At 54.2% G+C, this 14,408-nt stretch carries 15 protein-coding genes; 8 read left to right on the top strand and 7 right to left on the bottom strand.

All coding sequences use genetic code 11. From position 1 onward, the window contains the following. The first annotated feature begins 48 nt into the window (after positions 1-48). The 4 genes from ACYVHC_RS17575 (at position 49) to ACYVHC_RS17560 (ending at position 3,136) form a co-directional block, all read left to right on the top strand. Entirely contained in the window at positions 49-1,197 is a 1,149-nt protein-coding gene (locus tag ACYVHC_RS17575) for a formimidoylglutamase (RefSeq protein WP_460615098.1), read from the top strand. 43 nt (positions 1,198-1,240) lie between these two features. Continuing rightward, complete coding sequence (locus ACYVHC_RS17570) at positions 1,241-1,504, top strand: cytochrome b5-like heme/steroid binding domain-containing protein (protein WP_460615097.1); 264 nt, start codon at positions 1,241-1,243, stop codon at positions 1,502-1,504. Between the two features lie 85 nt (positions 1,505-1,589). Then, positions 1,590-2,390, top strand: coding sequence for an N-acetylmuramic acid 6-phosphate etherase (gene murQ, locus ACYVHC_RS17565; protein WP_460615096.1), 801 nt, complete (start codon positions 1,590-1,592; stop codon positions 2,388-2,390). Positions 2,391-2,569: 179 nt separating this feature from the next. Then, positions 2,570-3,136: a hypothetical protein gene (locus ACYVHC_RS17560; RefSeq protein ID WP_460615095.1), complete on the top strand. Its 567-nt coding sequence runs from the start codon at positions 2,570-2,572 to the stop codon at positions 3,134-3,136. Positions 3,137-3,229: 93 nt separating this feature from the next. Here ACYVHC_RS17560 and ACYVHC_RS17555 read toward each other — a convergent pair whose 3' ends face one another. From ACYVHC_RS17555 to era, 3 genes are all read right to left on the bottom strand, one after another. After that, a complete protein-coding gene (locus ACYVHC_RS17555; RefSeq protein ID WP_460615094.1) occupies positions 3,230-3,484 on the bottom strand; it encodes a hypothetical protein in 255 nt (84 codons plus the stop codon). A 211-nt stretch (positions 3,485-3,695) separates the two neighbouring features. Further along, on the bottom strand, positions 3,696-5,018 hold the full coding sequence (gene der / locus ACYVHC_RS17550; RefSeq protein WP_460615093.1) for a ribosome biogenesis GTPase Der: 1,323 nt from the start codon (positions 5,016-5,018) through the stop codon (positions 3,696-3,698). Between the two features lie 172 nt (positions 5,019-5,190). Then, entirely contained in the window at positions 5,191-6,090 is a 900-nt protein-coding gene (era, locus tag ACYVHC_RS17545) for a GTPase Era (protein ID WP_460615092.1), read from the bottom strand. Positions 6,091-6,296: 206 nt separating this feature from the next. Between era and hemH the strand changes: the two genes are divergently transcribed. Continuing rightward, entirely contained in the window at positions 6,297-7,340 is a 1,044-nt protein-coding gene (hemH, locus tag ACYVHC_RS17540) for a ferrochelatase (RefSeq protein ID WP_460615091.1), read from the top strand. Positions 7,341-7,443: 103 nt separating this feature from the next. On the opposite strand, the gene ACYVHC_RS17535 is transcribed toward hemH, so the two are convergent. The 4 genes from ACYVHC_RS17535 to glmM form a co-directional block, all read right to left on the bottom strand. Next, positions 7,444-7,929, bottom strand: a complete 486-nt coding sequence (locus ACYVHC_RS17535) for a YlmC/YmxH family sporulation protein (RefSeq protein WP_460615090.1) — start codon at positions 7,927-7,929, stop codon at positions 7,444-7,446. Positions 7,930-7,969: 40 nt separating this feature from the next. Beyond that, positions 7,970-8,635, bottom strand: a complete 666-nt coding sequence (locus tag ACYVHC_RS17530) for a hypothetical protein (protein ID WP_460615089.1) — start codon at positions 8,633-8,635, stop codon at positions 7,970-7,972. 249 nt (positions 8,636-8,884) lie between these two features. Continuing rightward, on the bottom strand, positions 8,885-10,033 hold the full coding sequence (locus tag ACYVHC_RS17525; protein WP_460615088.1) for a cysteine desulfurase family protein: 1,149 nt from the start codon (positions 10,031-10,033) through the stop codon (positions 8,885-8,887). A gap of 131 nt (positions 10,034-10,164) precedes the next feature. After that, on the bottom strand, positions 10,165-11,553 hold the full coding sequence (gene glmM, locus ACYVHC_RS17520; protein ID WP_460615087.1) for a phosphohexomutase domain-containing protein: 1,389 nt from the start codon (positions 11,551-11,553) through the stop codon (positions 10,165-10,167). A gap of 168 nt (positions 11,554-11,721) precedes the next feature. On the opposite strand from glmM, the gene mazG reads away from it, so the two are divergent. The 3 genes from mazG (at position 11,722) to ACYVHC_RS17505 (ending at position 14,406) form a co-directional block, all read left to right on the top strand. After that, positions 11,722-12,561, top strand: coding sequence for a nucleoside triphosphate pyrophosphohydrolase (mazG, locus tag ACYVHC_RS17515; protein WP_460615086.1), 840 nt, complete (start codon positions 11,722-11,724; stop codon positions 12,559-12,561). A gap of 281 nt (positions 12,562-12,842) precedes the next feature. Next, the gene (locus ACYVHC_RS17510; RefSeq protein ID WP_460615174.1) at positions 12,843-13,706 is read left to right on the top strand and encodes a MotA/TolQ/ExbB proton channel family protein; all 864 of its coding nucleotides are present in this window, start codon (positions 12,843-12,845) and stop codon (positions 13,704-13,706) included. A gap of 70 nt (positions 13,707-13,776) precedes the next feature. Further along, entirely contained in the window at positions 13,777-14,406 is a 630-nt protein-coding gene (locus ACYVHC_RS17505) for a biopolymer transporter ExbD (RefSeq protein WP_460615085.1), read from the top strand. Positions 14,407-14,408: the final 2 nt, after the last annotated feature.

Here is a 14,408-nt window from a genome sequence, read left to right as displayed (position 1 = left end):
TGCCGGGCTTTTGCGTAGCTTTGTCAGAGCCTGCTCCCTCTGTGCACGATGAATCTGGCCATCTTTTTTGATCCGCTTTCCGAAGAGCTGACCGGTCTGGCTACGGCCCCGACTACGCTGGCTGCCTACGTCACGCCTTTTCTGGATACGTTCCCGGACTGGCGCGCGGCTGATCTGGCCTTGATTGGGCTGGATGAATGGCGAGGAAGCGCCGCACCAGCTCCCGAGCAGCACGGCGCCGATACGGTGCGCCGCCGCTTTTATCAGCTCCAGAAGGGTACCGGCCCGGTGCGGTTGGTAGACCTAGGCAACCTGCGGCCCGGCCTGACCCTGGAAGACACGTACCAGCGCCTACGCGAAATTATTGCTGCCCTGCTCGACCAGAATACCGTGCCTATTCTGCTGGGCGGCTCCCACGACCTTGACTATGGGCAGTTCCTCGCTTACGAGACCTTAGACCGGGCCGTAAGCTTTGCCACCGTAGATGCGCGCGTAGACATGGCCGAAGTGGAGGGCTCACGGCCCGAAGACAGCCACTTGCGCCGTATGCTGCTGCACGAGCCGAGCTTCTTGTTCAACTTTGCGCAGTTGGCGCACCAGCAGTACCTAGTAGCCCCCGATGTGCTGGCGGCTCTGGAGAAACTGCACTTCGAAACTCTGCGCTTGGGTGCCATTCATGCTGATGTTCGCCAAGCCGAGCCGCTGCTGCGCCAGGCCGATTTTATAAGCTTTGATGTAGCTGCCCTGCGTTGGAACGATGCGCCGGCGTATTGGCCCGCTAACCCGTTTGGCCTGAGCAATGAAGAAGCGGCCCAGCTTGCTTGGTATGCCGGCCACAACGATACCCTGACTTCCTTTGGCCTCTACGGCTACCGTCCCAACCATGACCCGCACGGACTAGCTGCGGCCACCCTGGCCACCATGCTCTGGTATTTTGTGGAAGGCTATTATCATCGGCGGCAGGAAACCGATTTCCAGAGCCGCCGTTTCATGCGCTACGCCGTGGGTCTGCCCGGCACGCCGGCCAAGCTGGTATTCTACAAAAGCAAGCGCACCGAGAAGTGGTGGTTGGAAGTAGAAAGCCTCGCCGACAGCGACATAAAGCGCATTGTGCCCTGCAGCTACCAGGATTACTTGCGCGCCGCCCAGGGCGACTTACCCAACCGCTGGATTCTGACCCAGGCCTTACTAGGCTAGCCACAGGAGTAAGGCCGGTTTGCGAAGAACGATACCCTAGTACATGAGCCCGACGCCAGAGTTGCCTACCGAACCCCTGAAAACGTATACCAAAGCCCAACTGGCCTTGCGCAATGGCCAAGACCGGGACGAAATTTGGGTGAGCTACAAAGGCCTGATTTACGACGTAACCCGCTCCCGCCTCTGGAAGCGCGGCAACCACTACGAGCACTGGGCCGGCCAAGACCTGACGCAGGAACTGGAACGAGATGCCCCGCACACACCCAACGTTTTCGACAAATTCCCGGTTATCGGTCAGCTAGCGTAACGCAACGCCCTAGGCAGTTCAGGGGCCGTAAGCCGTATTAAGCATGCACTTGCTTCTGTGCCAGGCATCATCACTACCTCTCTTCATGAGCACAACTGAAAGTTCTTCCCATTTTCATAACCTCGAAACGCTTTCAACCCGTGAGCTGCTGGCTGGTATCAATAGTGTTGATCAGACCGTTCCGCTGGCTGTAGCCAAAGCCTTACCCCAAATTGAAGCGTTGGTGGAAGCTACCGTAGCCCGGCTCCGTGCAGGCGGGCGCTTATTCTACATTGGCGCGGGCACCAGTGGCCGCCTAGGAATTCTCGACGCTTCGGAGTGCCCACCTACCTTTGGCGTGCCGCAGGGGGTAGTGATTGGCCTGATTGCCGGCGGCGACACCGCTATTCGGAAGGCCGTAGAAAACGCTGAGGATGACGCCGAGCAAGCCTGGCTGGATCTGCAGCAACATGCCATTACTGCCCAGGATATTGTGGTGGGCATTGCTGCCTCGGGGCGCACACCCTACGTAATTGGAGGCCTCGAGCAAGCGCGCCGCCACGGCCTAGCCACTGGCTGTATTGTGTGCAATGCAGGCTCAGCCGTAGCTGCCGCCGCCGACTTTCCGGTGGAAGTAGTTACCGGCCCAGAATTCGTGACGGGAAGCACGCGCCTGAAGGCGGGCACGGCCCAAAAGCTGGTGCTGAACATGCTTACCACGGCTACCTTTATTCGGTTGGGCCGCGTGAAAGGCAACAAAATGGTAGATATGCAGCTCAGCAATGCCAAATTGGTAGACCGCGGCGAGCGTATGCTGATGGACGAGCTAGGCATCTCACAGCCCGAAGCCGCTACCTTGTTGCTGCAGCACGGCTCAGTACGAGCTGCCCTCGAGGCTCGGCAGTAAGCCAGTTAGTAGGTTCACGGCCGCAGGGTACCTAGCCGGTTAAGCTGCACCGTGAATTTCTATTCTACCGCTACTGGGAAACCCACTGCGTTTGTTCGGAGTTAAGGCAGAGAGTGAGGCACTACCCGCTTCACGCTGGTTCAGCACAAGCCCAGGCGTGTGCTTTATTTTTCTTCCTTATGCACACCATTGAGCCGCACTACGCCTGGCTGGAACAATATTCAGCCTCCGAAGACCCCCGCTCCCCCCTGTTTGAAGCCGAAAACAGCCTCGACAGCTATGTAAATACCATTTACGGCTACTACATCCATCCGCAGTGGGACAGCCTTGATTCCGAGACGCTGTTCCTGAAAATTCTGTTTGTGGATTATGACCAAGGCATTGCCATCATCGAATTTATCGGGGAGTGGAATGATGCCATCGAAAACGACATCATGCACCTCAAGCGCAACATCATTGATTTGATGACGCATGAGGGCATCCGCAAATTCATCCTGATCGGCGAAAACGTGTTCAACTTCCACGGTTCCGAAGACGACTACTACGAAGAGTGGTTTGAGGACGTGGAAGACGGCTGGATTGCGGCTGTCAACTTCCAGGAGCACGTCATTCGGGAAATGCGCCAGTATAACGTGGATACATACATCAATTTTGGCGGCCAGCTAGATGAGTTACCCTGGCGAACTTATCCGCCCCGCAAGCTCTTTGAGGTAGTTGATGGGATGTTGCAGCGGCGCCTAGGGTAATTTCAGCCGCCATGTGTTCCTAGCAATAAGGCATAAAAAAAGAGGCTCTCCATTGCGGAGAGCCTCTTTTTTACGTCTAAGACGCAGCTAGAATTACTGAGCTGGAGTCGTAGCGGGAGCTGGAGTAGCCTGGCTTGGGTTAGCGTCAGCTGCATCTTCCATTACGTCAGCCTTAGCGTCAGCCGAGTCACGAACTGCGTCAGCCTGCTCTTCCATAGCGTCAGCTTTCTGCTCACCAGCAGCTTCTACGTTGTCAGCAGTGTTTTCCTGAGCGTTTTCAGTTTTGCTGTCGCAAGAAGCGAAAGAGAACGAAACAGCAGCCAGGGCGAGGAACAATACCTTTTTCATGATGGGGAAATTAGAGAGTGTTGAAAAGTCGTTTTAAAAATCTGCTTCTCTCCAGGTTGAACAGAAGCTAGATTCACGACTTTATACTCAGCAGCTAAGAAGGTAACCCTGCTGAGCTTAATTTTTTTTCTGGTGTTTGCGTCTGCCCTTAAAACGCAACAGCCCGCTAGCCATAAAAGGCCAGCGGGCTGCAAACTGGGCGAAAGCCCGGCTATTTCTTCCGGAATACGATACCGATTGGTACCCCCGTGAAATCGAAGTTTTCACGCAGACGGTTTTCCAGATAGCGCGTGTAGCTTTCCTTCACGTACTGCGGCAGGTTGCAGAAGAACGCAAATACCGGGTTGTGGGTAGGCAGCTGCGTTACGTACTTAATGCGCACCAGCTTGCCCTTCTGAATGGGCGGCGGATACTTCTCAATTTCGCGCAGCATTACCTCGTTCAGCTCCGAAGTCGGGATTTTCTTGCGCTTGTTTTCGTACACCTGAATGGCCGTTTCAATGGCTTTGTGCACGCGCTGCTTGGTCAGCACCGAGGTGAAGATGATAGGCGGATAGCTGATAGGCGCAATCTTTTCGCGGATTTTGTCCTCGAACTCCTTGGCCGTGTTGGTTTGCTTGTCCTCAATCAGGTCCCACTTGTTGACCAGAATCACGATGCCCTTGCGGTTTTTGTCGGCCAGACCAATTATGTTCAGGTCTTGGGCTTCCAGGCCGCGGGTCGCGTCTACCATCACGATGCAGATATCCGACTCCTCTAGGGCCCGGATGGAGCGCAACACCGAGTAAAACTCAACGTCTTCGTGCACCTTGGTTTTGCGGCGCAAACCCGCCGTATCTACTAGGATGAATTCCTGACCAAAGGCATTGTAGCGCGCCTGGATAGAGTCGCGGGTAGTGCCGGCAATGTCCGTTACAATGCTGCGGTCAGTGCCGAGCAGCAGGTTTACAAACGACGATTTACCTACATTCGGGCGGCCTACTACCGCAATCTTCGGAATGCCCAGGTCGGGCTCTTCCACGCCTTCTTCCGGAAAGTGGCTGATGACGGCATCCAGCAGGTCGCCAGTGCCCGAGCCGCTCTGGGAGCTGATTGGATAGATTTCGCCGTCGCCGAGGCCTAGGGCATAAAATTCGCCAGACGCATGAGCGCGAGCGTTGGTATCGGCCTTATTGGCTACGATGTAGATAGGCTTTTTGCCCTGGTAGCGGCGCAGTACACTGGCAAACTCTTCGTCGAGCGAGTGCAAACCGGCGTCTACGTCCACCATAAACAACACTACATCGGCTTCCTCAATGGCCAGCTTTACCTGCTTGTTGATTTCACCTTCGAAGATGTCTTCGGAGTTGTGCACGTACCCACCCGTGTCGATAACGGTGTAGTACTTGCCGGTCCAGTCGCCGTAGCCGTAGTGCCGGTCGCGCGTTACGCCGGACTCATTGTCCATGATGGCTTTGCGCTGGCCTACGAGGCGGTTAAACAGGGTAGACTTGCCCACGTTGGGGCGGCCCACAATTGCAATGGTATTTTTCATGTGTCTGACTCCAGCCGCCGGCCCGACCAGTTTCGGCAGTGCCCGGAGTAGTTATGTGAAGTATGGTCGGAAGAGGTGAAATTGTGAAAGGTGAAGTGGTAAAATGAAGTTCAGCAGGCCTAAGAGACGCCGCTAGACTATGAATTCACAACTTCACCTTTCACAATTTCACTTATTGATTATAGCCGAAACGGCTCAGAGCTTTAGGATCAGTGCGCCAGTTTTCGTTGACTTTAACGTGGATTTCGAGAAACACTTTCTTCTGAAAGAACTTCTCCATTTCCTCGCGAGCCCAGGTGCCTACTTTCTTTAAAGCAGCGCCTTGCTGGCCAATGATGATTCCTTTCTGGCTAGCCCGCTCCACGTAGATAATGGAGCGCATCCGGATGATGTCTTCTTCTTCCTTGAACTCTTCAATTTCTACCTCACAGCTATAAGGCACTTCTTTCTTGTAGAGCTTGAAGATTTTCTCCCGAATCATTTCGGCGGCGAAGAAACGCTCCGGTTTGTCGGTAAGTTCATCTTTGGGGTAATACGGCGGATGCACCGGCAGGTAACCCAAAATCAGATCAAGCAACTCGCCGGTTCCGAACTTCTCCAACGCCGAAATGGGCAGTACGCGGGTAGCATTTGGCAAATGCTCACGCCAGTACTCCACCTTAGCCTCCACCTCGGCTTGGTCAGCCTGATCAATTTTGTTGACCAACAGCAGAATAGGCGTATCCACCATTTTGCGCAGGCGCTCAACCACCGGCTCCTCATCGTGCTTTTCGTAGATATCCGTCACGAACAGAATCACGTCGGCATCTTCCAGGGAGCTGTACACAAACGACATCATGGCGTTGTGCAGCTCGTATTTGGGCTGAATGATGCCGGGCGTATCGGAGTAGACCAGCTGAAAGTCGTCGCCGTTGAGGATGCCCAGAATGCGGTGGCGCGTGGTCTGGGCTTTGCTGGTAACGATGCTGAGCCGCTCGCCCATCAGGGCGTTCATCAGCGTCGACTTGCCCACGTTGGGTTTGCCGATAATGCTCACAAAGCCAGCGCGGTGCGGAGTAGGTTCGGGATTCACAGTATTTTCGAAATAAGTCTGCAAAGGTACCGCTTTACTACCAGATGGGCATTGTGTCAGATAAAATCAAGCAGGTAAGCGGGTTGAGTGCACGCCAGCAGGGCTTTTTGCCGATTGATAAGCTAGTGCGGCAGAAAAATACAGGCTTCTCTTCAAACCCTGAAGGCCCTACCTTTGTCTTCGGACGGACGACCGTTCTTTCTTCTATGCCCACTTCTTCTGCTTCGCAAGGCCGCATTGGCGTCCTGCTCGTGAATCTTGGTACTCCCGACTCGCCCCAGACCGGCGACGTGCGCCGCTACCTCAACGAATTCCTGACCGATGCCCGCGTAATTGATATGCCGGCGGCGGTGCGCTATCCGCTGTTTCAGGGCCTGATTGTGCCCTTACGAGCCCCCAAATCGGCCAAAATATATCAGCAGCTCTGGACGGAACGCGGCTCTCCCCTGCTCTACCACGGGCTTGATCTGCAGAAGCTAGTTCAGGAGAAATTGGGCAAAGACTACCTCGTGGCATTTGGCATGCGCTACCAGAACCCCAGCATTGAGAGTGCGCTGGAGGAACTGCGCGACGCGGCTGTGGACCGCATTATTGTACTACCCCTCTTCCCGCAGTATGCTTCGGCCAGCACCGGCTCGGTACAGGAAAAAGTAATGGAGTTGGTGAGCAAATGGTGGGTAGTGCCCAGCATCAGCTTTATCAGCAACTTTGTGGATGAGCCGGGCTTTGTGGGCACGTTTGCTACGCTGGCCAAAGAGGAAATGGCCAAGCACGACTACGACCACTTTGTGTTCAGCTACCATGGCATTCCGGAGCGGCACGTGCTGAAAGGCAGCCACAAAGGCTACTGCAAGCTGGGTAGCTGCTGCAACAGCTACAATAAGAACAACCGCTACTGCTACCGGGCGCAGTGCTTCGAGACCTCACGGCAGCTAGCAAAAGCCCTCAACCTGGCGCCAGAGCAGTACACCACCACCTTCCAAAGCCGCCTACAAAGCCGCCTCCGCGACCCGTGGCTACAGCCGTACACGGATGAGGTTATCAAAGAATTCCCTGCCAAAGGCATCAAAAGCGTGTTGGCCTTCTCTCCCGCTTTCGTGGCCGACTGCCTAGAGACGACTATTGAAGTAGGGGAAGAATTCAAGGAAATGTTTGAGGAAGCCGGTGGAGAGCACTGGCAGCTGGTTCCTTCCCTGAACTCACACCCGCAATGGGTAGATGCCGTAGCTGACATGATTCGGCGGAACTAACGAATAGCCTTTTCCACACAACACTAGCCCCGCTAGAGTCAGCAACTGCTTGACCTCCTAGCGGGGCTAGTGTTTTTATGGGAGAGGTGGTTGCTGCTGTTGCCTACCCTAGTCGGCGGCGTTGATAAAACGAGGCGTCGTCGTAGCCGGGCTGGTTATAGAAGTCGCGCTCTGGAGCCTCGGGCAGCGTTAAGTTGAGGGCACGCAGCATGGCCTGCTCATAGTCGCGGGTTATCTGAATCTCAACGTGCGGCGGGTATTCCAGCACCGTTTGAGAAGTAAGCGAGGGCACAAACACGTTGTCGCCCTCTTCATCCAAAGCCGCTACGCCAATGGGCAGCAGAATGTGCCGGTCGCGCTCATTGATGTGCAGGTTTTCCGAAAGCTCGATATCGAGGTAACGCACTTTCAGCGCCTCCACATCCACAATCAGCTCGAACACCTGCCCAAACTGCCGGCCGTCGGCGCCGCGCACCGACCAGCCGCGCACATCCGGGTTGCCGTCGGCCACTTCAAACTCTTTTAGATCGTTCAGGCGCCGCAGGTGCATACCTTGGGCGGAAGGAATTGGGTCAGTGAGAGGCTCCATTGCAGAGAAACTGAGTAGCAGGTTTAAGAGAAATAACGACCTAGCGAACCGGCAGTTCGTTGAGGCTGGAAACCAAGCGGGCGGCCCGCGTGAGGTAGTCGCGTAGCTGTTGCTGGTCTTCTGGAGTAGCAGAGCGGCCACTCAGGCTCGAGGCCTGTATGGTAAGCTGGTTGGCCTCGTTTTCCAGGGTAGGCGCCACTTTTTGCTGCATTGCCTGCAACAGGGCCGCACTGGCTACATACCCCGGCCGCAAGCTGGAGCCGGCTTCATCAATCCGGTTGGTAGCGCTGGTGAGGTCGTCGCGGCGAGTTGCAATGGCCGCATCTCGCAGGTCGTCGCGGTCGGCCAGGCTAACAAGGGTAGCAGTGAGCAAGCGTAAGCCTTCCCGGGCATACTGGGGTTGGCTGGCATCACCCTGGGCAAAGGTGGCCAAGGCCTCAGGAGTAGCCTGCGCAACCGGATCTGCGCTTTCGGCGGCCATATTCCCAACAGCATCAGCAGCAGGCTTCGGACCGGTTTCAGCACCTGTGGCACTATCAGGAGGAGTCGGAATGCCCGAGCCGGCCGGAGCGGGCACATCAGTAGGCGGCGCGTTTTCGGCCCGAAACAGAAAGTAGGCACCTACCCCAACCACTGCTAGTACCAGCAGAATCAGAAGCCAGGGGCTCGGAGAAGATTTTTTGCGTTGAATGTTGATGTCGGCCATAGTGCGCAGAGCAGAGTGTGGGCAATCCTTACGAATGCGGGCCAAAATACGATGCGCTCAGCCTTTATCTGTACAAATGCATTTCGTCTACTACGGTTTACCCACACCAGGGGCCTAGTACATTCTACCCGCAAGACCTGGACTCACGCCCAAGTATTAGCCCTACATCCGAGCGCAACCTCCCAAAAACAAATGGCCCGCTACCAGAAGCAGGGGGCCATTTGTGTGTATAAAAAGTCAGGCGAGTTATTAGATGCTAAGCGGTTCCTTGCGGTACATCTTGGCCAGTTGCTCCACGGCATAATCTACCTCCTCGGCTGTGTTGTACTTGCTCATCGAGAACCGAATTGTACCGCGGTCAGGGTCAGCATTGAGGGCGCTGAGTACGTGCGAGCCGGCATTGGCGCCGCTGGTACAGGCTGAGCCTCCTGATACCGACACCTTATTGATATCCAGGTTAAACAGCAGCATCTCATTCATTACAGACGGCGGCAGGCTTACGCTGAGCACGGTGTAGAGGCTTGTCTCGGCATCAGCAGAGGTGCCGTTAAACTGCACGTCCTCGATTTCGGCCCGCAGCTTCTGGATAAAGCGGTCTTTCAGCTCTTGAATATGGCGCTGGTGCTCTGCCATGCCACGGCAGGCAATTTCCAGGGCTTTAGCCAACCCAATGATGCCGTACACATTCTCGGTGCCCGCGCGCTGGTTGCGCTCTTGCGAGCCGCCATGAATCAGCGCATCCACCAGCAAGCCCGAGCGGCGGTACAGAAACCCTACCCCCTTCGGCCCATGAAACTTATGGCCCGAACCCACCAGAAAATGTGCTTTCAGCTGCTGCACATCATGCTGGTAATGCCCCATAGTCTGAACCGTATCAGTGTGGAACACGGCGTTGTGCCGCTCGCATATCTCACCAATGGTCTTGATATCGTTGAGATTCCCGATTTCGTTGTTGGCATGCATCAGGCTCACAAACGTGCGCGGGTTGGTAGCCAATAACTCCTCTAAGTGCTCCAAATCTAGCTGGCCTTTAGCGTCGTGCCGGAGGTAGCTAAGCTTGATGTCGCCGGCTTTTTCCAGCGCGTGCATGGTGTGCAGCACGGCATGGTGCTCCAGCGGCGAGGTTATGGCGTGTTTCAACCCTAGGGTTCTCACGCTTCCAAAAGCCGCATAGTTGTCGGCTTCTGTTCCGCAGGAGGTAAACACGATTTCGGCCGGCGCAGCATTAATCAGATGCGCAATAGTCTTGCGGGCGTTTTCAATAGCGGCGCGTACCTGTCGGCCGTGGCCATGAATGCTGCTGGGGTTGCCAAAATGGTCCCGCATAAAGGGCAGCATGGCGTCCAGCACTTCGGGGTCCAGCGGCGTGGTAGCGGCGTTATCGAAATACACGTTCATGAGCAAGGCAAAACGTAAGCAGTGGATAGTTGAAGGGAAGGCGCTACAAAAATACAGGATTCCAGCGGGGTAGCCGGAATCCTGTACGTTTACAAGTAAATACCAACCGCCCTTAATGCGGGAATCAGTCTTTATTGCGTGATAATTTCCTTGATGTCGCCAATGATTTTGTTCGCCAGATGGTCGGCCGTGGCGTTTGAGTCCGATTCGGCATAGATGCGGATAATCGGCTCCGTGTTCGACTTGCGCAGGTGCACCCACTCCTTATCAAACTCGATTTTCACCCCATCAATTGTATTGATAGGCTGCTTGGCATAACGTTCCTGCATTTGCACCAACACTTGGTCGGTGTTGATTTCGGGCGTTAGCTCAATCTTGTTTTTCGAGATGAAGTAGCTTGGGTACGAAGCCCGCAGGCGCGTCATGGTGAGACCAGTTTTGGCCAGATGGCTTAAAAACAGCGCAATGCCTACCAAGGAATCACGGCCGTAGTGTAGCTCAGGGTAGATAATACCGCCGTTGCCCTCCCCGCCGATTACGGCATTGGTTTCTTTCATTTTGTTCACCACGTTTACCTCACCTACAGCCGCAGCGGCGTAGCTGCCGCCTTGCTTCTCGGTTACGTCGCGCAGGGCACGGGTGCTGCTCAGGTTACTTACCGTGTTACCGCCGCCGTTTTGCTGCAACACATAGTCGGCTACAGCTACTAGGGTGTATTCTTCGCCAAACATTGTACCGTCCTCATTCACCAGAGCCAAGCGGTCCACATCGGGGTCTACTACTATACCTAGGTCGAAGCTGCCTTTTTCCAGCACGCGCGCTATGTCGCGGAGGTTTTCGGGCAGAGGCTCCGGGTTGTGCGCAAAGTCGCCGGTTGGCTCGCAGAAGAGCTTTTCAATTACTTCTACCCCTAACTGCTCAAGCAGCATCGGCACAGCAAAACCGCCCGTAGAGTTGACAGCATCTACTACTACTCGGAAGTTTTTGGCCTTAATAGCTGCCTTATCCACTAGCGGCAGCGCCAGTATAGCGTTGATGTGTTCTTGCAGGAACGTGTCATCGGTCGAGTACTTTCCTAGCTTCGTTACCGGAGCAAAGTCGAAAGCCTCAGAGTCGCCGAGAGCCAGCACGCGCTGCCCATCGGCATCAGAGATAAACTCGCCCTTATTGTTAAGGAGCTTAAGCGCATTCCACTGCTTAGGGTTATGCGAAGCCGTCAGTATAATGCCTCCGCCGGCATTTTTGGCGGGCACAGCCATTTCTACGGTTGGCGTGGTGCTAAGGCCTAGGTCGATTACATCAATACCTAGCCCCTGCAGCGTAGCCGAAACCAAACGGCTCACCATATCGCCGGAAAGGCGGGCATCGCGGCCGATGACAATTATATTGTTCTGCGTTTCTTGCAACACCCACGTACCGAAGGCGGCGGCATATTTGACCACATCAATGGGAGTCAGGCCTTGGCCCGCAGCCCCCCCGATTGTTCCGCGAATGCCCGAAATGGATTTAATCAGTGCCACAGTGCTGTCAGTATTTAGAGGTAAGCGAAAATCAAGTAAAGAGGGTGCAAAAGTAGGCAACTACCCCTGCTTTCCCTACGCGGAAATCAGAAGTCCGGACGTTAGCTCTGCGGCGTAGTGAGAAGGCCTTTGGAACAGAAAATAACCGCGCACTGTATATTTGACTGCATGGAAAACACTATTGACGCTCGCCGTACCGCACAATTGGAGGCATTCGGACGCCTGCTGGACGTGCTCAACCGCCTGCGGGCCGAATGCCCCTGGGACCGGAAACAAACCCTGGAAAGCCTGCGTCATCTCACCATTGAGGAAACATATGAGCTCAGTGATGCCATCATTCGCGGCGACCTTCCGGACCTGAAAAAAGAGCTCGGCGACGTAATGTTGCATCTCATCTTTTATGCAAAAATCGCCAGTGAGCAAGGCGCCTTTGACATTGCAGATGTGCTGAATGCCCAGTGTGAAAAGCTGATTTTTCGTCATCCGCACATTTATGGCGATGTAAAGGCCGATAGCGAAGAAGATGTGAAGCGTAACTGGGAGCAGCTGAAACTGCAGGAAAAGGGTAACTCCTCGGTACTAGGCGGCGTACCTACCTCGTTACCGGCCTTGGTGAAGGCCATGCGCATCCAAGAGAAAGCCCGCGGTGCTGGCTTTGATTGGGAAAAACCCGAGCAGGTATGGGAAAAAGTGCAGGAAGAGCTACAGGAATTTCAGCATGAGTTTGCGACTCCCCACCCCTCAGAAATAAATACGGAAAGAGCAGCCGAGGAATTTGGCGACCTTTTATTTTCCTTAATCAACTTCGCTCGGCATGCCGGCATTAACCCTGAAGAGGCCCTTGAACGTACTAACCGTAAGTTCATTAGCCGTTTCCAGTACCTTGAAACCCAAGCCACCCAGGACGGTCATCAACTTCATAACCTAACTTTAGCGCAGATGGACGTATACTGGGAGCAGGCTAAAAAACTAGCTGCTTCTGGAGTTGAAACCGGACAGCAGAAATAGCCTTTTTTTGTGTTGCAAATGGTTTTAGAGCGTTTAAACCCATTTTCTATTTGGCGGCACACATGTTTTTACTTAGGTTTGCCAAGGCTAGATATCCTTTTGGACTAGGCCCCGCACACGAGCAGACCCACGCTAAGTAGCCTTAACTGGCGGCGTGCGGGTGAGCGGGGCTTCTCTGTCTTCACGGTTATCTAGTCTACTAGTCCACATTTTTTACGTTCAACTTCAACCTTTCACCAACAACCCACTAATTCTCCGGAACAATGGAACAAAAGAATGCCATGAACAAGCCCGCGGCTCGGCCCGCCGCTGCTGCAGCGCCTAAGGGCGAAGCCAAGGGCGGTGGCTCGTCCCTGTTTGCCATTCTCGCCATCGTCTTGGCGTTTATCGTAAGCGTAATCATCTACAAATTCGTTTTAGGTGATGGCAGCCACTTCCAAGGCGGCAACAACGAAAACAACCCGGTATCGGGTGACTACTTTGGCGTAGTATACAAAGGTGGTCCTATCGTACCAGTGCTGATGACGATGTTCCTGTGCGTAATCATCTTCTCGATTGAGCGCGCCCTGACCATTAGCCGTGCTAAAGGCAGCAAAAGCATTGAGTCGTTCGTTCGCACGATCCGTCAGAAGCTGAATGTTAACGACATCACCGGTGCTATTGCCGTTTGCGACCAGCAGAAAGGCTCAGTAGCTAACGTAGTGAAAGCCGGTCTGGGCAAATACCAGGAGATGGCTCGTGAGCGTAACATGGAGAAAGACCAGAAGATCTTGGCCATCCAGAAGGAGATCGAAGAATCGACTGCTTTGGAACTGCCAATGCTGGAGAAAAACCTGGTTATCCTGTCCACGCTGGCGTCTATCGCTACACTGGTAGGTCTGCTCGGTACCGTATTCGGTATGATCAAGGCCTTCTCGGCTCTGGCACAAGGTGGTGCTCCTGACGCAGTAGGTCTGGCTAACGGTATCTCGGAAGCACTGATCAACACGGCTCTGGGTATCGGTACTTCGGCTCTGGCTATCGTAGCCTACAACTTCTTCACCAGCAAAATTGACGAGCTGACTTACAGCATCGACGAAGCTGGCTTCAGCATCATTCAGACCTTCGCTGCTCAGCACGGCGAAACCGAACACCACGCTGCTTAATTTTTAGTGCCTACAGCACTAAAATACAGCCACCTTCGTTTCTGAATTACGCTAACCAACTACACCAGCAATGCCTAAAGTAAAGCCTCATAGAACGTCGCCATCGTTGGACATGACCCCGATGGTTGACCTGGCCTTCCTGCTGGTGACTTTCTTCATGCTCACCACTAAGTTTGCCCCGGAAGAGGCAGTAGTGGTTGATACGCCTTCTTCTACCTCGGAAATTCGCCTGCCAGAGTCTCACGTAATTACCATTGCAGTAGACAAAGACAAGCGTGTATTCTTTGGTGTAGATGATGACGCTATCAAAGCAGACTTGCTGAAGCAGGTAGGAGCCAAATACGGCGTGAGTTTCACGGCGGCACAGGTTCAGGCCTTCAAAGGCGTTGCTTCGAGCTTCGGTACCCCTATTGAGAAACTGCCTGCTCTTTTGAGCCTAGACAGTGAACAGCGTAAACTGGTGAAGCAGGAAGGTGTTCCTGCTGACTCTACCAACAACCAGTTTATTGAATGGGTACAGACAGCTCAGCAGCTTAGCCGCAAGTCCGCCTATGGTAAGGCAGCGTACGTTGCTATTAAAGGCGACGGTAACGCAGACGTACCAACGGTGATGAAAGTCATTAAACTGATGCAGGAGAAGAACATTAACCGGTTCAACCTGATTACCGACCTCGAAACCAAACCGGTGGCCGGTAACTAACC

Source organism: Hymenobacter seoulensis (assembly GCF_054780535.1).
The sequence above is the reverse complement of the archived record's forward strand: the minus strand, read 5'-3'. Positions and strand labels throughout refer to the sequence as shown.

What these genes read in the sequence shown, in the direction of transcription:
- der (WP_460615093.1), bottom strand. Translation starts at nt 5,018, where the DNA reads ATGAAAAATACCATTGCAATTGTGGGCCGCCCCAACGTGGGCAAGTCT.
- murQ (WP_460615096.1), top strand. Translation starts at nt 1,590, where the DNA reads ATGAGCACAACTGAAAGTTCTTCCCATTTTCATAACCTCGAAACGCTT.
- ACYVHC_RS17570 (WP_460615097.1), top strand. Translation starts at nt 1,241, where the DNA reads ATGAGCCCGACGCCAGAGTTGCCTACCGAACCCCTGAAAACGTATACC.
- ACYVHC_RS17555 (WP_460615094.1), bottom strand. Translation starts at nt 3,484, where the DNA reads ATGAAAAAGGTATTGTTCCTCGCCCTGGCTGCTGTTTCGTTCTCTTTC.
- ACYVHC_RS17530 (WP_460615089.1), bottom strand. Translation starts at nt 8,635, where the DNA reads ATGGCCGACATCAACATTCAACGCAAAAAATCTTCTCCGAGCCCCTGG.
- mazG (WP_460615086.1), top strand. Translation starts at nt 11,722, where the DNA reads ATGGAAAACACTATTGACGCTCGCCGTACCGCACAATTGGAGGCATTC.
- hemH (WP_460615091.1), top strand. Translation starts at nt 6,297, where the DNA reads ATGCCCACTTCTTCTGCTTCGCAAGGCCGCATTGGCGTCCTGCTCGTG.
- ACYVHC_RS17575 (WP_460615098.1), top strand. Translation starts at nt 49, where the DNA reads ATGAATCTGGCCATCTTTTTTGATCCGCTTTCCGAAGAGCTGACCGGT.
- ACYVHC_RS17510 (WP_460615174.1), top strand. Translation starts at nt 12,843, where the DNA reads ATGAACAAGCCCGCGGCTCGGCCCGCCGCTGCTGCAGCGCCTAAGGGC.
- ACYVHC_RS17525 (WP_460615088.1), bottom strand. Translation starts at nt 10,033, where the DNA reads ATGAACGTGTATTTCGATAACGCCGCTACCACGCCGCTGGACCCCGAA.
- ACYVHC_RS17535 (WP_460615090.1), bottom strand. Translation starts at nt 7,929, where the DNA reads ATGGAGCCTCTCACTGACCCAATTCCTTCCGCCCAAGGTATGCACCTG.
- ACYVHC_RS17505 (WP_460615085.1), top strand. Translation starts at nt 13,777, where the DNA reads ATGCCTAAAGTAAAGCCTCATAGAACGTCGCCATCGTTGGACATGACC.
- ACYVHC_RS17560 (WP_460615095.1), top strand. Translation starts at nt 2,570, where the DNA reads ATGCACACCATTGAGCCGCACTACGCCTGGCTGGAACAATATTCAGCC.